This is a genomic window from Candidatus Defluviibacterium haderslevense (assembly GCA_016712225.1).
GTDB lineage: Bacteria > Bacteroidota > Bacteroidia > Chitinophagales > Saprospiraceae > Vicinibacter > Vicinibacter haderslevensis.
The window spans coordinates 3,152,319-3,172,516 of sequence record JADJRL010000003.1 but is presented as its reverse complement, the minus strand read 5'-3'; the positions used below and the strand labels follow the sequence as shown (position 1 = coordinate 3,172,516).

The 20,198-nt window shown below is 34.7% G+C and carries 17 protein-coding genes; 9 read left to right on the top strand and 8 right to left on the bottom strand.

What is annotated here, in order from left to right; all coding sequences use genetic code 11:
* Positions 1-28: 28 nt before the first annotated feature.
* From IPK88_12330 to recR, 3 genes are read right to left on the bottom strand one after another with little or no spacing between them, the layout of a single operon-like run.
* The gene (locus IPK88_12330) at positions 29-1,219 is read right to left on the bottom strand and encodes an amidohydrolase (protein ID MBK8244206.1); all 1,191 of its coding nucleotides are present in this window, start codon (positions 1,217-1,219) and stop codon (positions 29-31) included.
* Positions 1,216-3,171, bottom strand: a complete 1,956-nt coding sequence (locus IPK88_12325; protein MBK8244205.1) for a glycosyltransferase — start codon at positions 3,169-3,171, stop codon at positions 1,216-1,218. Before IPK88_12325 ends, IPK88_12330 begins: the two co-directional genes overlap by 4 nt.
* A complete protein-coding gene (gene recR / locus IPK88_12320; protein MBK8244204.1) occupies positions 3,168-3,791 on the bottom strand; it encodes a recombination protein RecR in 624 nt (207 codons plus the stop codon). Before recR ends, IPK88_12325 begins: the two co-directional genes overlap by 4 nt.
* Before the next feature lie 170 nt (positions 3,792-3,961).
* Between recR and IPK88_12315 the strand changes: the two genes are divergently transcribed.
* Positions 3,962-5,182, top strand: coding sequence for a 2-oxo acid dehydrogenase subunit E2 (locus IPK88_12315; protein ID MBK8244203.1), 1,221 nt, complete (start codon positions 3,962-3,964; stop codon positions 5,180-5,182).
* A gap of 113 nt (positions 5,183-5,295) precedes the next feature.
* On the top strand, positions 5,296-6,024 hold the full coding sequence (locus tag IPK88_12310; GenBank protein ID MBK8244202.1) for a hypothetical protein: 729 nt from the start codon (positions 5,296-5,298) through the stop codon (positions 6,022-6,024).
* Positions 6,025-6,173: 149 nt separating this feature from the next.
* Here IPK88_12310 and IPK88_12305 read toward each other — a convergent pair whose 3' ends face one another.
* The 4 genes from IPK88_12305 to pyrR all read right to left on the bottom strand — a co-directional run bounded on the left by IPK88_12305 (position 6,174) and on the right by pyrR (position 10,648).
* Complete coding sequence (locus IPK88_12305) at positions 6,174-7,520, bottom strand: hypothetical protein (protein ID MBK8244201.1); 1,347 nt, start codon at positions 7,518-7,520, stop codon at positions 6,174-6,176.
* 98 nt (positions 7,521-7,618) lie between these two features.
* Positions 7,619-9,037: a redoxin family protein gene (locus IPK88_12300; protein ID MBK8244200.1), complete on the bottom strand. Its 1,419-nt coding sequence runs from the start codon at positions 9,035-9,037 to the stop codon at positions 7,619-7,621.
* A gap of 112 nt (positions 9,038-9,149) precedes the next feature.
* Positions 9,150-10,091, bottom strand: coding sequence for an aspartate carbamoyltransferase catalytic subunit (locus IPK88_12295; protein MBK8244199.1), 942 nt, complete (start codon positions 10,089-10,091; stop codon positions 9,150-9,152).
* Positions 10,088-10,648 (bottom strand): bifunctional pyr operon transcriptional regulator/uracil phosphoribosyltransferase PyrR, encoded by a 561-nt coding sequence (gene pyrR, locus IPK88_12290; protein MBK8244198.1) that lies wholly within the window; start codon positions 10,646-10,648, stop codon positions 10,088-10,090. The genes IPK88_12295 and pyrR overlap by 4 nt, the downstream gene beginning before the upstream one ends.
* Before the next feature lie 357 nt (positions 10,649-11,005).
* On the opposite strand from pyrR, the gene IPK88_12285 reads away from it, so the two are divergent.
* Together IPK88_12285 and IPK88_12280 are read left to right on the top strand one after the other, a co-directional pair.
* On the top strand, positions 11,006-13,324 hold the full coding sequence (locus tag IPK88_12285; protein MBK8244197.1) for a lamin tail domain-containing protein: 2,319 nt from the start codon (positions 11,006-11,008) through the stop codon (positions 13,322-13,324).
* Between the two features lie 4 nt (positions 13,325-13,328).
* Positions 13,329-14,072 (top strand): patatin-like phospholipase family protein, encoded by a 744-nt coding sequence (locus IPK88_12280; protein MBK8244196.1) that lies wholly within the window; start codon positions 13,329-13,331, stop codon positions 14,070-14,072.
* A 7-nt stretch (positions 14,073-14,079) separates the two neighbouring features.
* Here the strand turns inward: IPK88_12280 and IPK88_12275 are convergent, their stop codons facing one another.
* Positions 14,080-14,574: a phosphoribosyltransferase gene (locus tag IPK88_12275; protein MBK8244195.1), complete on the bottom strand. Its 495-nt coding sequence runs from the start codon at positions 14,572-14,574 to the stop codon at positions 14,080-14,082.
* Between the two features lie 78 nt (positions 14,575-14,652).
* Between IPK88_12275 and IPK88_12270 the strand changes: the two genes are divergently transcribed.
* The 5 genes from IPK88_12270 to IPK88_12250 all read left to right on the top strand — a co-directional run bounded on the left by IPK88_12270 (position 14,653) and on the right by IPK88_12250 (position 20,170).
* On the top strand, positions 14,653-15,966 hold the full coding sequence (locus IPK88_12270) for a (Fe-S)-binding protein (GenBank protein MBK8244194.1): 1,314 nt from the start codon (positions 14,653-14,655) through the stop codon (positions 15,964-15,966).
* Between the two features lie 185 nt (positions 15,967-16,151).
* The gene (locus IPK88_12265; GenBank protein ID MBK8244193.1) at positions 16,152-16,544 is read left to right on the top strand and encodes a BlaI/MecI/CopY family transcriptional regulator; all 393 of its coding nucleotides are present in this window, start codon (positions 16,152-16,154) and stop codon (positions 16,542-16,544) included.
* A gap of 1 nt (position 16,545) precedes the next feature.
* On the top strand, positions 16,546-17,835 hold the full coding sequence (locus IPK88_12260; protein ID MBK8244192.1) for an energy transducer TonB: 1,290 nt from the start codon (positions 16,546-16,548) through the stop codon (positions 17,833-17,835).
* A 113-nt stretch (positions 17,836-17,948) separates the two neighbouring features.
* Positions 17,949-19,490 (top strand): acyl-CoA carboxylase subunit beta, encoded by a 1,542-nt coding sequence (locus IPK88_12255; protein MBK8244191.1) that lies wholly within the window; start codon positions 17,949-17,951, stop codon positions 19,488-19,490.
* Between the two features lie 239 nt (positions 19,491-19,729).
* Positions 19,730-20,170 (top strand): hypothetical protein, encoded by a 441-nt coding sequence (locus tag IPK88_12250; protein MBK8244190.1) that lies wholly within the window; start codon positions 19,730-19,732, stop codon positions 20,168-20,170.
* The last annotated feature ends 28 nt before the right edge of the window (positions 20,171-20,198 follow it).

The following is a 20,198-nucleotide window of genomic DNA, read 5'->3' as shown; positions in this document are numbered from 1 at the left end:
ATATTTAATTACAAATAACAAAAATATTTTATGTGTTTCCTAAAAAACGCAAGGCAAGCCAGGTTAATAATCCCGCACCTTCAGCAATAGCACCCTCATCAGGGTTAAAGCTTGAGGTATGTACTTGTGTTGTTTCACCGACACCTAATCGATAAAAACAAGCTGGAATGTGCTGGCTATAATACGAAAAATCTTCAGAGGTCATACGAGGTGGAACCTTTGCAACATTTTGAATTCCAATATATTCAGACGCATATTCATTCCATTTTATACTGGCACTGGTGTCATTGATTAAGCAAGGATAACCCTTATCCAAAGTAATTTCTGCAGTACCTTTATAGGCTTCACAAATTTCGTTGACTATTGCATGGATCCTTTGATGGGCATAATTCCTAAATTCTTCATCCATAGCTCTAAAAGTTCCTTCCAATCTAACTTCATCCGGAATTATATTGGTTGCCCCTCCTGTTGTATTCATTTTACCAAAACTCAATAATGCATTGACTATAGGTGGCTTTTCTCTGGTGATTAAAGTTTGTAATCCCAGTACGACCTGGGCGGCGATTTGAATGGGATCAACCGCCAGATGTGGAAGGGCTGCATGACCTCCTTTGCCTTTGATAGTAATGTATAATTCATCGCAAGAAGCCATCGATAATCCCGAACAAATTCCGGCTGAACCAACTGGCATTTTGGGTTGGACATGTTGTCCTATAATTACACTTGGTCTTGGCTCCAGTAGCACGCCTTCTTTAATCATGATTGATGCACCACCCGGGAGTTTCTCCTCAGCCGGCTGGAAAATAAATTTTACAGTCCCTCCCCAATCAGATTGACATGTTTTCAAAACTTTTAATGCAGCCAAAAGACATGTAGTATGAATATCATGACCACAAGCATGCATTATCCCTTTGTTTTGAGAAGAAAATACTTCATTAGTCGTCTCTTGAATTGGAAGCGCATCCATATCAGCTCGCAGGGCAATAATTTCACTTGAGGTTTTTTCACCAACCAAAGTTCCTACTATTCCATATCCAGCCCAACCAGCTGTAAAATCTATATTCCATTGAGACAATAATGACTGAATTTTTAAACTTGTATTTTTTTCATCAAATGACAACTCAGGATACTGGTGCAAGTCTCGTCTAATTTGAATAAATTCTCGCTCATGAGTGGCTATTAATGATTTAATAAAAGACACATTTAATACTTTACTCATTGGTCTAATTGATTAATTGCTCTTAAACAAATATCTAAATCCATCCATACAGAATAATTCCAGGCATAATTCCTGATCATCGGTTCATTCAACTCCTCTAATTGGTGTTCCATCAAGCCGATACTTGGAATGATGACACTCGATTTAATGATTGGCAATTGATATTTTTTAGCTATCTCCTTAGAATATCCCACCCAGGTTTTTTTACCGATCATGACTTCATATAAATTCGATAAAAATTTTAATTTATTGTGTTGGATTAAAATAATAAGCCATGAAAAAACGAATACACTTATTGAAAAGAAAAGATCAAAAATTCTTTTTTGTCTCAAGTAAATTTTTTGCAATAGATTATACTGTACTTCAAATGTATATAATTCACCAGGATTATTTTTAGAAGGACTTCCGATTATACCTTGACCACTTTCTGTAATCATTTTAAATTCAACAGGAGCAGGAATGAGATTGATAAATGACAAAACCTGATTCATACTCAAACCAAATGTGTCCTGCAATTCATTGGGACTTCCAAAAATGATTTGATCAACCTGATAAACTGCTACCAATTCTTTCCAGTAATTGGGATCAGATGTAATTTGCGTTGGGGAAATGATTTTAGAAATTTGATGTTCTATTTTTGAAGCATTTAGAATCAAGCTCACTTTTTCAGCTGTTGAAGGTGAACCTATAACTACAATTTGTTTCCTTTTATCAACGCCTATCACCCATCTATTCCAAGCTATTTTATTATACACCATCCGACTCAGAATAGCATAAATTAATGTCCACAAAAAGGACAGTAATAAGATCATCCGTGATGCTCTATAATGTTCAGGTAATAATGAATAGATTACCAAATTTATAAATAAACCAAAAATGGTACTTAAAAGCAAGGAAGCCGTTTTGAATTTTGTTTCATATACACCTTGTATAAAAAAAGCAAAAATCCAAACACAGGTATATAACACAGCATTGAACCAAATGATCGGCGAAGGATAATAATATTCTGTTTGAAAATACCATATGGACCAAAATCGCTTTGCTAAATATACCCCGGTGAGTATAGCTAATGAATCAATTATGATAAAACTAAAAGCCCTAAACCATGTTTTGATTAATGCCAGTAAGCCTTTGAGCATTATAGCAAATTTTAAAAACATAATGGTTCCAGATTTTTTAGAACCACTAAAATGTTTCTTAGCAAAAATAATCATGGCATTATAAAAAGTCGATACATAATTCAAACTGACTTTTTTTGTGCTTTCTCCTTTATAATGGATTATTTGTGTGTCTGCCAGGTAATATATTTTATGACCACTTTTTTGAACCCTATAAGACAAATCAACATCTTCGCCATACATAAAAAAAGATTCATCCAACAATCCAATCTCATCCAAAATACTTCGCCTAACTAAAAAAAAAGCACCTGTAAGTATATCGATTTCCTGATTTTGGTTTGAATCGAGATGCCCTAGGTAATAGTAGTTGAATAATTTGGAATGTGGAAATACATAATGCAATCCTAACATTTTACAAAAAGAAACCCAAGGTGATGGAAATCCTCTTTTGGACTCCGGCAACATTTTTCCCGAGCCATCGAGCATTTTTACGCCCAGTGCGCCGACATCATTGTTTTTTTCGATAAAATCAATACAGGTCTTGAAGCAATTTTCCGGTACCAAAGTGTCCGGATTCAATAACAATATATACTTTCCTTTGGCTGCTTGAATTCCAATATTATTGGCTTTTGAAAACCCCAAATTCGTTTTAGATTCAATCAATTGAACTTGCGAAAATAGGTGTTGCATCATTTCAACTGAATCATCTACCGATGCATTATCTACAACAATAATTTCTCCGGACAATCCTTTGAGTGCAGAAAGGGCAGAAGAAACTGCTTGCTCCAGGAAATGTCTAACATTATAATTAACGATGATAATACTTAAGGTCACACGACGGATTTATCGTGAAGAACATATGGACTTCGTGTTGCAATAGAGCGACTAATGGTCATTTCATCGGCGAATTCCAATTCTGCACCAAACGAAACGCCCCGGGCTATTAAACTAATTTTTACATCATTCGGATCTACAAGTTTGGAGACATAATAAATGGTTGTATCGCCTTCAATGCAAGGGCGCAAAGCCATAATTAATTCTTTAATTGGATTGTTTTTAATTCTTTGTACCAGCCCTGAGATGGTTAAATGTTCAGGTCCAATACCGTCTAATGGAGATATTAATCCACCTAAAACATGATAAAGCCCTTTGAATTGCATGGTTTCTTCTATAGCCAATAAATCCCTGATGGATTCTACAACGCAGATGGTCGTCTGATCTCGGGTCGGATTCGCACAAATCTCACAAATCACATCATCAGAATAAGCAGAACATTGTTTGCATTGCTTTAAATGTTCGACCATTTGTATGAGCGATTTGCCTATTTGCTTTGCCTTTTGTGGATCTTGCTGAGCCAGGAAAAGGGCTAACCTCAATGCCGACTTTCGACCTATTCCAGGCAACAAACTCAATGATTCTACAGCTTCTTCAATCAATTTCGATGTGTATTTCATAAGCCTAAAATTAGGACTTTTTTTAATATATAAATCGAAAAAATCCCGGACCGAACCATGCCGTTAAAAAACAGCCATGATAATTTATACAAATTCCATTAGTTTTGTTCCGATTTAGCTCAATCCATGCATCACTTTCGACATGGATTAATCAACTAAATTAGATATATATGGCCGATATAATCCGAATGCCGAGACTAAGTGATACCATGCAAATTGGTGTTATTAGAAGTTGGTTAAAAAAAGTTGGTGATACCGTAAAACCAGGAGATATTCTAGCCGAAGTGGAAACGGATAAGGCAACCATGGATCTTGAAGCTTTTCAGGATGGGACTTTATTACATATTGCAGTTCCTAGTGGAAATGTAGCAGTAGATGGGATCATTGCCATCATTGGTAAAAAAGGAGAAGACATCAGTGCTTTATTAAGTAATTCAGCTGAAACGCCTAAGCCAGTAAGTCCTTCAATAACAGCAGATAAAAGCAGCTCTCCGACAACTGAACCGATACAAGCTGCGACTTCAGGACCAACTGAATCGAGAATTAAAGCCTCTCCATTGGCTAAATCTATAGCTAAAGAAGCTGGCATTGATTTAAACAAAGTTCAAGGAACAGGAGATCAAGGCCGGATCACCAAAAAAGATATAGAAAACAATTTAGCTTCATCAAAATCAGGAGCAGTTAAGGCATCCACAATAGCAGCACCAAGTCAAGGGGATACTGTCGTTGCGGTCAGTCAAATGCGAAAAATTATAGCATCCCGGCTTGCTGAAAGCAAATTTTCTGCACCACACTTCTATTTAACCACAGAAATAGATATGGATGCTTGTGTAGCAGCTCGTGCACAAATCAATGCCATTTCGAGTTCTAAAATATCATTCAACGATATCATAGTTAAAGCAAGCGCCGCTGCTATAAGACAAAATTTAGGAATGAATGTATCCTGGATGGGCGATACCATGGTCTACCATAATGATATTCATATAGGTGTTGCTGTTGCGATAGAAGATGGCTTAGTGGTCCCTGTGATTCGGAATACAGACCAAAAATCATTACAGCAAATCAATACTGAAGTTCAGGATAAAGCTACCAGAGCTAAGGACCGAAAACTAAATTTAGATGAAATGCAAGGCAATACTTTTACCATATCTAATTTAGGAATGTTTGATATTGAAGATTTTACAGCCATCATTAATCCTCCCGATGCTTGTATACTTGCAGTTGGTTCCATTTCTAAAAAGCCTGCAGTAAAAAATGATCAAATAGTTATTTCATCCCGTATGAAGGTGACTTTATCTTGTGATCATAGAGCTGTGGATGGAGCCACTGGAGCTAAGTTCCTCCAAAGCTTAAAAGGATTTTTGGAAAATCCACTGAGCATGTTGTTATAATGGACTTGAATGAGTCTACTATAACATGAGCCCTTTTAAATTTATTTTTAATGACTTGATTGTATTTCCAATATACTTTTAGGGAATTCTTTACATTTACAAAAAGTTGTATAATGCGCATTGAGAATTTACCCGTTTTATTTTGTTTGCTCATTTCAAATCTTGCCTATTCGCAAACACAAGATTCTTTAAAATTTAATAACCGAAAATATAAATGGGAAGTAGGTTTAGATGTGAAAGGTATATTGAGAGGAAGTCCCAGTAGTGGTTTGGTTTTTAAAACCAGAAAAACGATTGGAAAGTTGGTGCCCATAAGTTATAGCAATAATTTGCGGTATCTGATTTCATTGTCTGGAACACAAGCAACGCAATCTGATTTTAAATTTGACGAAAATTCACCAATTAAAGTTGCAAATACTGATCAAGGTAAAATATTCCATTTCATAGAATGTGGAATCGGCTATGAACATATCGATTTTTATGGACGATTTAATTTTTATTACGGTTTAGATTTCGGTCTTAAGTATTCGTATAATATACCTTTAACATATTATTACTATTCTTCCAATGGGGACGGTAGAATTTACCAAAAAACGAGAAATTTTGGACCTATTGCCAATCCCTTTTTTGGAATTAAATATCGAATTACAGAACGTTTCAGTGTTTCCATTGAGACCGGATTCCGCTTAGGATATTTCTTCAACAAAATAAAACATATTGATTACAATTTATCAAATGATCCACAATCAAATACTTTTGCAACTGAAAAATATCAAACCATTGAGTATAATTTTCAATACCTAAGATTTCTGACTTTTAATTATCATATCAAACAATTCTAATAAAAAAATTTACATAAGCAAGATTTGGCTTTTATCAAATTCTGCTTTTAAAAAATATGTATCTGCGTACAGAAAAGTAAATTTAAAAAAAAATCCCGATGCAAACTATTGCACCGGGACTACTCAGGTTAATATAATTTAAAATAATCCTATTTTGAAGCTAAAGGGAACTTGATCAGTTGTTGTGCAATATCAAAACCCAAATCATATCCTGCATCTATACTGGATCTAAAATGAACTCCGGCATAAATGTCAGAGTATGCAGCTTCTTTAGACATTTGTTCGAAAGACTCAAAATATCTTTGTTTAGATCTTAAGTCTTTTCTATCTTTTTGGGTGTAATCCATATAAGGAAAACGATGTCCAAATGTTGCTGCTAAAATTTCTGATGACAGGCTATAGATCACTGCAGATTCTGATACAAATTCAGGAACTGGCATGGAGGCCATTTCCGGTATATAGAATCGACTAATGTTTTGTTTAATATAAGTAGAAACTCTTAAGAGGTTCATTTTATACTTCACATTCCATGTTGCCACATAGGCGTCATGCATAGCAAATGACATTCTAACCATAAGTTCAAGGGTCTTCGGCAGATCCAATTGTTGTTCCTTTACTAATTGTATGGTCAAAAGCATATTGTGGCACAATGCAGTAGCATGTGAATCCATATAACGGTTCCAATATTCAAGGCTCTCCTTTTGGTCGTTTGTTAAATTCTGACTTAAATTATACACTTCCAAAGCTTCAGCATAAATTGTTGAATTCGGTGAAGTGGAATATTGTAAATCTTTACTTAAAGAAATTTGAATATTATCATTTATAGTAGGTCTTACATTTCCCCAATAAGGCAACATTGGTTTTGGCTCATAGTCTGGCGAAGAAGGAATCCATTGTCCGGGGCCTGAAGTTAAGACATAGTCATCTGGGTAATTATATAAGAAGGCTTCATTCTGTCCATCAGTCAGTGAATATTTATAAATAGCCCGACCTATACTTTTACCCAATTCAACAGAATTCGAAACCACTTCAGTAGTTAATCCACTAGAATATTTTAGGTTGAAATTATTTTTTAACTCATCAACTTTTAATATGTTATTTCCCGAAGGTAAATACATGTTATACACAACAAAAGCAGTTGCCTCATTTGCAACTATCGCCCAGTTATACTCCTTCTGATGATCAGGTTGGGGCAAAGTAGTTTTTAGCCCATCCGCTCTTAATTGTAGCGAATTATAAGAAGGAAGACCAAGGATCAAAGACTCATACATTGCATAAGATACATAAGTCAAGGATCTAGCGGCAATAGGTTCGGAATAACCATTGCATTTAGGTATGAGCTGAAGACTTAGGTCATACCATTCTCTTACTAGAGCATTGTCTGCAAGGTCAAGTGATGAAGAGTTTACCGTGGGCACTTCCTTTGAACAAGAGGCCATTAATAATACTCCAAATAGGACGTAAAGTCCTGAGACGTAGGTTTTAAAACATTTCATTGGTCGTATTTTAAATACTAAATAATCAAAATCAGATACAAATATATTACGTTTTTTTGTAATATGTTAGTATTTGAATAAAAATTATTTTTGTAGCCCTACTTTTCTTTGGTTTCGTTTGCTTTAATTCTAAATAACTTTTCCATGACTTCCGGCAATTGTTCAGCTCCAATCTTCTTGGTCAGGATTCTTTTGTCTTTGTCTAAAATATATACTTGTGGTGTTGTTTTTACGTCATAAATGATCCTAAATCGTGATTTATGTTCAGGATCAGTAGTGTTAATCCAATCTTTCATTCCAAGGGTTTCAACTCCATCCCAACATGCTTTAACATCCCCGGTCTTGGAGCATAATGCAAAAATTTCTACCCCTTTAGATTTATACTCACTATAAAATTTTTTAATTGCTGGCATGGATTCTTTACAATGTCCACAATCTGGAGCCCAAATGAGCAATAAGGTATATTCTGACTTGATATCATGCAAACTAATAGGCGTAGAATCCTGTTTATAAACCGTGATATTGGGAGCTATTTTGTCAATAAGTAATGGTTTTAAGGACTTGGCATCCTGTACCATTTTTGCTAAAGGCTCTTCCAGAATCCATGGCGCTTTGCCTTGAGCATAATATTGCTCCACTAAATGGACATAAACTCCATCCATTCCTACATATTTGGAATTGGCATAGGTATTCAAACTATTGGACAATACATATTTATAAATTTCAGAACCTTCTTTACACTTTGATAAAATAAAATCCAATGCAGCATTAATGGAATCAGGCACCTGAATGGTTAGTTTTTCAAGGTATCGATTCACTTTAGAAGCAAATAATGGCAATCGCAATGACCTATCATCCAAAAAATCTCCCCCGTCAAAAAAATGGGTTTTGTAAAATAAAAAGGACTTTTCATTGATTTCATCTGCTGTACCTTCATATTTAGGTATTTCAACATCTTTGCTCCAATTAATGAGCAGACCGAGGAGGCTTTTATCTTTTCTGTTAATGATGGACTCCTGTTTATCTTTTACAGCCTGATCAATTTTAGTTAATGCCTGCTCCAACTTAGCCTTTTCCTTAGGATCTTTCTCTAATTTCGACAAATCACCTAAACTGTCAGCCTTGTTCTTTTGGATACCTATGTAATTAATATAATCATAGAACTCATCATTCAGCTTTGATCCTTTAAATTTCAAGGATTCGTTAAGCGTTTTAACGTCCGATGAGATGCTGAATTTCTGTTTATCAGAATCAACTAAAATCTGGAAGTAATCATGTGTGGGTTGCAGTACAATCAAATACATGCCGGACTCTAGAGCAGTATCGCCTTGAAATACGAATTCACCTTTTTTAATGAGCGCTGTATCCTTAATATATTGTTTATCACCATATTGATACCCAAGTAACAAGGTATCATTAGTATAGCCTTCAATCTTGACATGTATCTCATATTTTTGAGCTGTCAGAAAGCTATAATAGCCAAATAGACCAATTAAGGTAATGAATAGTTTGTTCATGGACATGGTACAAATTACAACACAAATTTATACAGAAGTATCATATTAAAAACGTTGTACATCTATTATTAGTATAACCTTAACGTTTCCAAAAAAGTGCCCGGACCGAAAGTTAAGACACGTTTTTGCCTTGATTTGCCAATAAATACAATACTGCCATTCTCACTGCAACACCATTTTCAACTTGATCCAGAATAATAGATTGTTCGCTATCTGCGGCATCTGTGCTTAATTCAACACCTCTATTTATGGGCCCCGGGTGCATGAGTATTATCTTTTTATTCAACTGGTCTAATCTGGCTTTATTTATTCCAAAAAACTGAGCGTATTCATTGGCGGAGGGGAAATACTGTAAATCCATACGCTCTGTTTGGATTCTTAATACATTCGCTACATCACAATGGTTGAGAACCCGATCTAAATCATAATCCACATGTACTCCAAGGGATTGAATAAATTTAGGAATGAGTGTTGGTGGCCCGCATACGGTAACTTTAGCACCCAATTTATTTAAACAAATGATATTAGACAATGCAACTCTTGAGTGGAGTATATCTCCGATTATGGCCACGTTGGCCCCTTTAATGTATCCTAAAGCTTCTTGTATCGAGTAGGCATCTAACAGAGCTTGTGTAGGGTGTTCATGGGTTCCGTCACCAGCATTGACTACCTGAGCCTTAACCCGATCTGCTATGAATTTTGCAGCGCCTACGGATGAATGCCTGAGAACTATAATGTCCACCTTCATGGCCAAAATATTTTGCACGGTATCCAGCAGCGTTTCACCTTTACTCACTGATGATCCTGAAGAAGAAAAATTAATGATATCCGCAGAAAGTCGTTTCTCAGCAAGTTCAAAAGATAATTTGGTTCGGGTAGAATTTTCGAAAAACATATTAGCTATAGTCACATCTCGAAGTGATGGAACTTTCTTAATAGGTCTTTGGAGTACTTCTTTGAATTGAGCTGATGTTTGTAAAATCGTTTGAATATCTTCAACCGTTAAATTTTTTATACCAATTAGATGTCGTGTAGATAATTTTTGTTCTGTCATACCGCTACTTGTCCTGCATCATAAATCAATACCCTATCTTGTCCTTCTTCTTCTTCAAATTCCAATCTGACGTAAGCTTCGTCTAAAGCATCCACTCTGAGACCAACATAATCAGCCTGAATGGGCAAATGACGATTAAATCTGCGATCTACCAAAACGACCAATTCCACTGACTTTGGCCTTCCAAAATGGTTCAATGCTTGCAATGCAGCCTGTATCGTCCTACCGGTATACAATACATCATCTACTAAAATGACACGTTTATTTTCAACTAAGAAATTAATTTCTGTGCTGGAAGGATTTGGAATTTTATCAGAAGTTTTGAAGTCATCTCTAAAAAAAGTTATATCCAATTTACCATATGGAATGTTGTCGATGTTTTCAATTTCTTCTATTCTATTTTGGATTCGTTTGGCCAATAAAACCCCTTTGTTTTGAATTCCAATAATACATGAATCTGAAAAGTGGTTATGATGTTCTATTAATTGATAACATAGGCGATCAATAGTACGAGATAGTTGTTCTTTATTCAATAATATTTTAAGCTTTTTCTTCATATTTATAAGCCTGCCAGATTCATGGAACTACCTTACTTCCATGGCAAAGATAAACATTAACCAATCAATCACAAGGCATCCTTCTCAATATTCCAAAATTAGCTTTTTAAGAATAGGACAAGAATAAAAAAAATCAATCGATATATTTCTTGTGACTATTAATTCGTAAATAAATTCTTGAAAATAAAAATTTACTTTGGAATCAACCTATGATCTTATCCTTGGATTTAATGTGAATGAACTAAATTTTAATTAAACCATGGTAAATTGAATTGAAATTGAACTTTAAAAAACCAAAGCCTTAATATTGAAAAATCGGCTAATTTAAATTACCTTTGCTTCATTAAACTACTGAAAATGAGAAAATTAGTTCACATTATTTGTTTTTTTAATTTGTTCCTTTTAAATGTAAATGGTCAAATTATAATTAATGAAATCATGTACAATCCTCCAGAAGCTGGAAATGACAGACTTGAATATATTGAATTGTATAATACGTCAAACAGCGTTCTAAGTTTAAAGGATTATATTATAGATGATGCGGTCAATATCATTTTCCCAGATACCTTCATTAATCCCAAATCCTATTTTCTTATTTGTGGAAATGCAGCTGCTTTTGACTCGGTTTTTGGATTCAAGGCATTAGAATGGACTTCAGGTGCTTTGCGCAATGACAACGAAGTGATCACTCTCAAAGATCAAAATGGAATACCTATAGATAGCGTACATTATTATGATGTTAATGGCTGGCCTGCATTAGCTGACGGAAATGGCTCTTCGTTGGAATTATGCAGAACTACAGCTGATAATTCAAGATCAGAATATTGGAAAGGATCAACCACCAATACCAACAAAACCATAGATGGACTCAAAATATTTGCTACACCCGGCAAAGCAAATAATGTAGAATGTGCCAATTATACTATAGAATCATCGGATTTTGCATTTACGCCTAACAATTTAGAAATCTTTGTAGGTGAACATGTGGAATGGAAAAATGTGAGTGGAACTCATAATGTAAATGCAAGCAATGCAACTTTTCCCAATAACCCTGAAGGATTTATAAATGGCCCACCTACGATCGGTAATTGGACATTTATTAAACGATTTGACCTTCTAGGAGAATATAATTATCAATGCGATCAACATCCAAACCAAATGAAAGGTAAGATCATCGTAAAACCCAGAAATTCTCAATATCCAAGTTATCCGGTCGGTCTGATCAGTTCTGTAAACAATAACGGCGAAGTGGATTCATTAAATGTTCAATGCCAACTGGAAGGGGTTGTTCATGGTATAAACTTTAGACCAGCAGGACTGCAGTTTGTTTTAATTGACAAATTTGATGATGGTATTGTCGTATTCAATGCTAATGCCAGTTTCTCATACACTGTTAAGGAAGGTGACCGAATTGCAGTGAGAGGCACCGTCATCCAATTCAATGGACTTATTGAAATTCAGGCTGATACAATCATTAAAATCGCAACCAACAATACATTAAGTACTGCACAACCCATCCTGGCTTTAAGCGAAAACACAGAAGCACAATTGGTAAAAATTCGAAATGCACAATTGGTCAATCCGGTACAATGGACCAATAATCCGTTAGGATTTACAGTGAAAGTAACCAATGGCATTGCCAATTTTGATGTCAGAATAGACAATGATTGTGATTTATTAACAAAAGAGCCACCATCAGGAACTTTTGATATCACAGGATTGGGTTGGCAAAATGACCCCAGTTCGCCTTATAATGAAGGGTATCAATTAATGCCCCGGTATACCACTGACATCAGCCCATACATTCCTGCAAGTAAATTTTATCCTAAATATGGTATCTCTAAAGTTACAGGTATAAATCCAAGTTCAGGTGTGGCAGATTCAATTGGGACAAAGTGCGAATTAAAGGGTGTAGTCTATGGAATCGACTATTTAGGGACATCTGGTTTACAATTCACCATTATAGATCCATCTGATGGAATTGGTGTTTTTTCTACTACCAAAAACTTCGGATATACTGTTAAGGAGGGTGATGAAGTTACAGTACAAGGAAAAATAGAACAATTTAGAGGTCTAACTCAAATTAACCTGGATACCATTTGGGTAAATTCAAGTAATAATACACTCAAGACACCCACAATCACTACTGTATTGGATGAGAATACGGAATCGAATCTGGTGAAAATGAATAATATGATCATTGTAAATCCTTCAGACTGGATAGGTGGTGGCGCCGGATTTAATGTTAGAATTTCGAATGGGACTAAAGAGTTTGTTATGAGAATCGATGACAACACTGATATTGCTAATACTGCCTTGGGAGGTAATCGAGTTAATGTAACCGGTATAGGAAGTCAATTCGATGCTACAAATCCATTTACCGAAGATTATCAAATCATTCCACGATATTTGAGGGATCTTAGTTTTAGTACGTCAAATCAAGATTTAAATCCGGGTGCTGATGTCCAATTATCACCTCAACCTTGTGCAGATTACGTATACTTTATTGGTAAAATCAATGATTATTCTACTGTTCATATTTTAAGTTTAGATGGCAAACTGTTAGAAAGTAAAACTATTGATTCTAAATTGGATATTCAATTGCAATCTGGTATTTATGCACTTCAGTTAATTGGTGATCATAAACAAAAAACATTAAAATTAATGGTTAAATAAAACCATGAAAATTGGACTTGTACTTTCCGGAGGAGGCGCTCGAGGAGCATTTCACATAGGTGTATTGCAAGCCCTAGAAGAAGCTAACATTAAACCAGACATTATTTCAGGAACCAGTGTAGGTGCAATCATTGGGTGTTTGTATTCAGCAGGAGTTAGCCCCGCGACTATGTTGGATACTTTATTGAAAACGAAATGGTATGATTTTTTTTCAATTAAATATCCAAAAAATGGAATTTCAGATTTGAAATATGTTCATGAAATGTTGGAACAATTTATACCCATAAATGATTTTTCTTCATTGCACATTCCATTATATATTACTGCGACCAATTTGAATTCAGGAAAACTTGAAATCTTTTCTTCAGGTGAAATTTACAAAAGGGTTGTAGCCTCATGCGCCGTACCATTGGTTTTCAGACCTGTAGAAATGAATGAATCCTTTTATTTAGACGGGGGCATTTTGCTCAATCTTCCTGTACAGCCTATCCGCGAATTTTGTGATCAAATTATCGCGGTAAATCTTATGCCTATTGGTGTCTCTACGAATGACAAGCTTAATGGCTATTTTAATTTAATCAGCCGGGTCTTAGAATTATCAGTAGACAATCATACTACAGCACAGAAAAAATTGACGGATATACTCATCGAAACAGTAGAAATAGCTAAATACAGTCGTTTTGATCTTAAACCTACTCAGGAATTGTATGATCTGGGATACGCTACTGCAAAGCTAGCTTTAAATTAATGCTAGTTTAAGTGAGTTGCACTTCCAATGCAACAGACTGATCAAAATAAACCTCAATGTTTTGCTTAATGGTGGTGGCTAATTTCATTCCTACATAATCCGCCCGGATTGGAAATGACTTATGCATTCGTTCTATAAGAACACAGATTTCTACTTTTTTAGGAATGACATCCATAATAGGTTTAAAACCAAAAAACATAGTACGTCCTGTATTTAAAACATCATCGACTAAAATCATAACCTTGTTTTTTAACAATTTATGTTCCAGACTCAAGCTTATGGGATGTTTTAAAGGTTCTGCTGGATTGATGCTTAGATTACAAATAGTAGCTTTCAGTGAACTTAATTGTTCAATTTCTTGTGCTATCAAATGAGCCAAAACAAGGCCTTTGCTATTAATTCCGGCCAAAACAATAGTCGATTCATCAGCATGGGCCTCAAAAATTTCAATGGCCATACGCTTAATTTTTTGTTGGATTTGACGCTGATTCAGAATTATCATGTTACTTTGAGGACTAATTTATGAATAATTGGTTCAAAGTTGCAAAAATAATACCTTAACTGAAATTAATCTTTGAATATGATTCAGCAGATCTGCTTTAGCATAATTTGTATACTGGTGTTTAACAAAGCCATTCGGAAATTTTACCAAATCTATACGAATATACAATTAGGTAAGGATGAGCCATTAGAGGGCACTTCTTCCTCGCGAACTAGAAATATGATTCTGTTTGCATTAGGCCAAAAGAAAATGTTTACCAGACCCATTGCAGGAATATTCCATTTCTTTATTTATGTGGCCTTTTTGCTTACCCAGGTAGAATTGATTGAGATTTTTATCGATGGTTTTTCCGGTCATCACAGAGCCATTTCGAATCATATAGGTATCCTCTACCCTATTGCGATTAACGCCATTGAGATGCTTTCTTTTCTTGCTTTGGTGGCAACTTTCATCTTTTTGTATCGAAGAAATATTTTAAAATTAATAAGATTCCAAAAACCAGAACTTAAGGGGTGGCCTTCCCTGGATGCTAATTTGATATTAATGGGAGAAATTGTACTCGTGATTAGTATCTTTTTGATGAATGGAGCTGACCAAGTGTTACAATCATTAGGTACGGATCATTACCCGGCTACTGGAACCTTTTATTTATCCTCTTATTTTGGTCAACATATTTTAAGTCCATTATCTTCAGATTGGCTCATTATATTGGAACGTATGGGATGGTGGTTGCATATATTTATTGTATTTGGTTTTATGCTTTATTTACCTCACTCTAAACACTTACATATATTTTTAGCCTTTCCAAATAGTTATTATAGTCGGCTTAATCCCAGAGGTGTTATGTCCAATATGCCAAGCATAGAAAATGAAGTTAGAGGCATGATTGGATTGGAACAAAAAGCAGATGTTGCTGAAGAAGAAATCTTTGGGGCAAAAGACATACAACAATTGGGATGGCGAACTTTATTAGAAGCTTATACTTGTACCGAATGTGGACGATGTACAGACGTTTGTCCAGCTAATTTGACCGGCAAAAAATTAAGCCCTCGTAAAGTGATGATGGATATCAGGGATCGAACAGAAGAAGTCGGTCATTTAATACTGGCAAGACAGCATATATCAAATGGAGACCCAAAATCGTTTGATGATGGTAAATCTCTATTTGACTTAATTACCAAAGAAGAAATTTATGCATGTACTTCCTGCAATGCTTGCGTAGAAGCCTGCCCAGTGCTCATTAATCCATTGAATCCTATTCTTCAATTAAGACGTTACGATATTCTCATGAATTCGGGTGGACCTGCTGAATGGCTGCCCATGTTCAACAGCCTGGAGAATAATCAATCGGTGTGGCAAGTGCCAGAGGCCAGAGATGCATGGGCGAAATAAAAATTAGACAACTTGAGAGGCTTAAAGTCAAAATCTGAATCCAGTAACTATCTAGACATCATATTAAATAATATTTACAATTATAAATAATTAATTTATAAGAAAATATAAATATATAATATAAATATTTATTTTTATAAACTAAATTTTTAGTTCATAGATTAATTTTATAGTATATTTGAATTATGAAATCAATCAATATGCTCACGCCGGGTGAAGAAAACATTATTCAAATCATTTGGAAAATTGGTCCGTGTACTATGAGTCAGATCATGGAGTACTTTCGGAATCATCAATTAGATGATAATATGCCAGCACCAACTACTGTCTCCACGTTCTTGCGGATCCTGGTTGACAAAAAATATTTGAATTTCAAAGCTTATGGAAAAACGTATGAATACTTTGCTATAGTTTCTAAAAATCAATATGCCGCAATGAAAATCAAATCTATGATTAGACATTATTTCAGCAATAAACCTGAAGAACTCGTTTCCTTCCTGGTTACAGAAGAGAAGCTTACGGAAGTTGAAATCAATAAACTATTAAGTCAATTGAAAGACAAATCGAAAAAAAAGTAGTATGTTACATTACATCATTTGGACAGGATTGATTTGGGGAATATTGTTAATCCCCTATGTGATTTTTTATCACAATCAAAGTTATTTTGTCATCAATCGGATCTATTTATTGACTTCATTAATATTGGGATTAATCATTCCATTTATACCTCAAGGGGACCTGACAATACCAGCAATCAAAGATACACCTATACAATTCATTGCCGTTCAATTGCAAGAAATAACTATTAAATCAAACAGCGTTGGAACACATATTCATGTCCATTTATTTTATATATTGTATACCATTTACATAATTGCTGTGCTTATTTCGTTGATTCAATTAATGAAATCGTTACAACAAATTAGACAGCTTATTCCCAATCTTAATTTGTTTAAAAAAGAAGTTCAAATTCATTATTCAGATACCATAGCGATGCCCTTTTCTTTTTTAAACACTATAGTGCTTCCAGAACAATTTAAATTCAATGAACATGAACGAGCAGTTATCATAAACCATGAAAAAGCTCATATTATCAATAAGCATTATTTAGATTTATTTTTCATTCAATTGCTACTTCTTATTTTTCCATTTCATCCACTTATCTATTTGTACCGTAAGGAACTCAAACTGGTACATGAATTTCAAGCGGATCGAAAAGTATTATTACAGTATCCAGCCGATCAATATGCAAGATTATTAATTCAATTATCCAATACAACACATTTGAATCCACCCATTATTCACTCTTTTGCTTCTTCACATTTAAAAATACGAATTATGATGTTTACTAAAAGATATTCCATCCAACAAAGTATGATTTACTTTTTAATTCCATTCTTTTTTCTCTTTTGCTATTCTTGTTTTTCACAGCATGAAAAAAATAATCCAAAAGATGAAATTAAAACCATTACTTCCATTGATACAATGTCCATATTTGATCCTAAAACAAATATTGAACAATTAAAAATTGTTCAAGAAAGTATAGACTATCATACTGTTCCAGAAATCATGCCTGAATTTCCCGGTGGAACTACTGAACTTATGAAATATATAAGTTCCAAACTCGTTTATCCAGAACAGATGAAAAAAAACAATAAGGAGGGAACCACCATATTGACATTCATCATAAATGAATTTGGACAACTAAAGCATCCTACAATTATTAAATCTGTTACTCCAGAATTTGATCAGGCTGCCCGAGATTGTTTGTTTAATTTAGCCCAAGATATAACCTGGAAACCAGGAATGATCAATGGTAAACCTGTAAATGTCATTTATACATTACCCATCAAATTCAAATTAGAATAAAGCAGTTAAACCTTACTTCAAATCCTTCTAAATCAAAAAAAATTAAATTTCAATCCCTAAAACAAGGGACAATCCTGCATTTCTTCTTTTTTGCATAACTTCGCCGTATTATGATGCAGAAAAGGATAGACGAACTTAAGATCAAAATAAGTGAAGCTCAAATTGGCGGCGGCCAAAAACGGATTGATTCTCAGCATAGTAAATCAAAATTAACGGCACGCGAGCGAATCCAACTTTTACTAGATAATGGTAGTTTCGAGGAACTAGGCATGCTCGTTATTCATCGAACAACAGACTTTGGGATGGATGAACAATTATTTTATGGGGATGGTGTTGTGACTGGATATGGGGCTATACATAGCCGTTTGGTTTATGTTTATGCTCAAGATTTCACTGTTTTTGGCGGTTCCCTTTCAGAAACCCATGCCGAAAAAATCTGTAAAATCATGGACCTGGCTCTAAAAAATGGGGCTCCTATAATAGGCTTGAATGACTCCGGTGGGGCTCGGATTCAAGAAGGCGTAAGATCATTAGGTGGGTATGCTGATATATTTTATAGAAATGTAAAAGCATCAGGTGTTGTGCCACAATTGTCTGCTATTATGGGTCCTTGTGCCGGTGGTGCCGTGTATTCACCTGCCATGACTGATTTTATCTTAATGGTGGAGCATTCGTCCTACATGTTTGTAACAGGCCCGAATGTTGTTAAAACAGTAACCAACGAAGAAGTTTCTGCTGAAGACCTTGGAGGAGCTCATGCACACGCCAGTAAATCAGGTGTTACACAACTGACTGCAAAAAACGATGTGGATGCTCTCATCCAATTACGCAAATTATTAGCTTATCTTCCACAAAATTGTGAAGAAAAAGCACCCAACCTTCCATATACTTTAAAAGATGAAACCATATTAAATCTTGGTGATCATATTCCGAATAGCCCCAATCAACCTTATGAAATCAAGGATATTATTTCGAAAATATGTGACCCAGATTCCTTTTATGAAATCCATTCAGAATATGCTGAAAACATAGTAGTAGGTTTCGCAAGATTAGCCGGTAAAAGCATCGGTATCGTTGCCAATCAACCTATGGTTTTGGCAGGTTGCCTTGATGTCAATGCATCAAAAAAAGGTGCGCGTTTTGTTCGATTTTGTGATTGCTTCAATATTCCACTTTTAGTCATAGAAGATGTTCCAGGATTCTTGCCAGGCACAGATCAGGAATGGAATGCTATCATCAGCAATGGAGCCAAACTACTCTATGCATTTAGTGAAGCCACTGTTCCAAGAATTACCGTAATCACACGTAAAGCATATGGAGGCGCTTATGATGTGATGAACTCTAAACACATAGGTGCAGACTTTAATTTCGCTTGGCCAAGTGCAGAAATCGCTGTGATGGGTGCAAAAGGCGCCAGCGAAATTATCTTTAAAAAAGATATAGATCACGCTACTGACCAAGAGAAAGCATTACTCGAAAAAGAAGCTGAATATGCTGAAAAATTTGCCAATCCGTATCATGCTGCTTATCGAGGATTTATTGATGAAGTGATACTTCCAGAAATGACCCGAATCAAATTGATTAGAGCATTTGCATCTTTAGAAAATAAAGCCGAGCCTAGATCCAGAAGAAAACATGGAAATATTCCTTTGTAATGGTTTTCGTTGGGGCACAAGTTGAACTTGTTTCGAACTAAGTATTGAGAAAATTGATGCCAGCAAGGGGAAATATTTATAAACTTTCGTTGGGCACAAGTTAGAAACTTGACGCCAGCAGGGAAACTTGACGACAGCCGTGACGAGAAAATTAATGCCAGCAAGAGATTAAATGATATAACAAAATATTTATTTTCAATTGTCCCTAAAATTTGAAAGAATAGACAACGAAAAGAAAAATGAAAAGTACAGATAAAAATTTAATTGAATTATTTGATGATAAAAAAATATATTTTGACATTATTATAAGCAATATTTTTCTTGGAATATTGTTTGCAGTTATACTATGGAATAGTTTAAATTTATTAACTTCAGTATTTATTATATTTTCTATTATTGTAGTATTTAAAATCTATTCAAATTTCGCTTATAAATCGTGGGTTAAAGATGAGGAAATAGTTGAGTTTACATATATTTTTGGCAAGCAAAAGTCAATTGACTTGAATATTGTCAAATCTATAAAAATTCATTATGGTTGGGGTGGATTTAATAGGAACTGGATTAGGTTTAATCAAAATGAAAAAACAATAGATCAAATTTACTTTATAGCTACAGACAAGGAGATTGATAATATTAAAAATTATTTTATCGAAAAAGGATTTGATGTTTCTGAATCTTGAATAACTGTAAAAAAAAATGAGCGTTTCT

Excerpts from the sequence above, each read along its gene's own strand:
- IPK88_12310 (MBK8244202.1), top strand. The coding sequence starts at position 5,296 with ATGCGCATTGAGAATTTACCCGTTTTATTTTGTTTGCTCATTTCAAAT.
- recR (MBK8244204.1), bottom strand. The coding sequence starts at position 3,791 with ATGAAATACACATCGAAATTGATTGAAGAAGCTGTAGAATCATTGAGT.
- IPK88_12315 (MBK8244203.1), top strand. The coding sequence starts at position 3,962 with ATGGCCGATATAATCCGAATGCCGAGACTAAGTGATACCATGCAAATT.
- IPK88_12270 (MBK8244194.1), top strand. The coding sequence starts at position 14,653 with ATGATTCAGCAGATCTGCTTTAGCATAATTTGTATACTGGTGTTTAAC.
- IPK88_12295 (MBK8244199.1), bottom strand. The coding sequence starts at position 10,091 with ATGACAGAACAAAAATTATCTACACGACATCTAATTGGTATAAAAAAT.
- IPK88_12300 (MBK8244200.1), bottom strand. The coding sequence starts at position 9,037 with ATGAACAAACTATTCATTACCTTAATTGGTCTATTTGGCTATTATAGC.
- IPK88_12285 (MBK8244197.1), top strand. The coding sequence starts at position 11,006 with ATGAGAAAATTAGTTCACATTATTTGTTTTTTTAATTTGTTCCTTTTA.
- IPK88_12275 (MBK8244195.1), bottom strand. The coding sequence starts at position 14,574 with ATGATAATTCTGAATCAGCGTCAAATCCAACAAAAAATTAAGCGTATG.
- IPK88_12280 (MBK8244196.1), top strand. The coding sequence starts at position 13,329 with ATGAAAATTGGACTTGTACTTTCCGGAGGAGGCGCTCGAGGAGCATTT.
- IPK88_12265 (MBK8244193.1), top strand. The coding sequence starts at position 16,152 with ATGAAATCAATCAATATGCTCACGCCGGGTGAAGAAAACATTATTCAA.
- IPK88_12250 (MBK8244190.1), top strand. The coding sequence starts at position 19,730 with ATGAAAAGTACAGATAAAAATTTAATTGAATTATTTGATGATAAAAAA.
- IPK88_12330 (MBK8244206.1), bottom strand. The coding sequence starts at position 1,219 with ATGAGTAAAGTATTAAATGTGTCTTTTATTAAATCATTAATAGCCACT.
- pyrR (MBK8244198.1), bottom strand. The coding sequence starts at position 10,648 with ATGAAGAAAAAGCTTAAAATATTATTGAATAAAGAACAACTATCTCGT.
- IPK88_12260 (MBK8244192.1), top strand. The coding sequence starts at position 16,546 with ATGTTACATTACATCATTTGGACAGGATTGATTTGGGGAATATTGTTA.
- IPK88_12305 (MBK8244201.1), bottom strand. The coding sequence starts at position 7,520 with ATGAAATGTTTTAAAACCTACGTCTCAGGACTTTACGTCCTATTTGGA.
- IPK88_12255 (MBK8244191.1), top strand. The coding sequence starts at position 17,949 with ATGCAGAAAAGGATAGACGAACTTAAGATCAAAATAAGTGAAGCTCAA.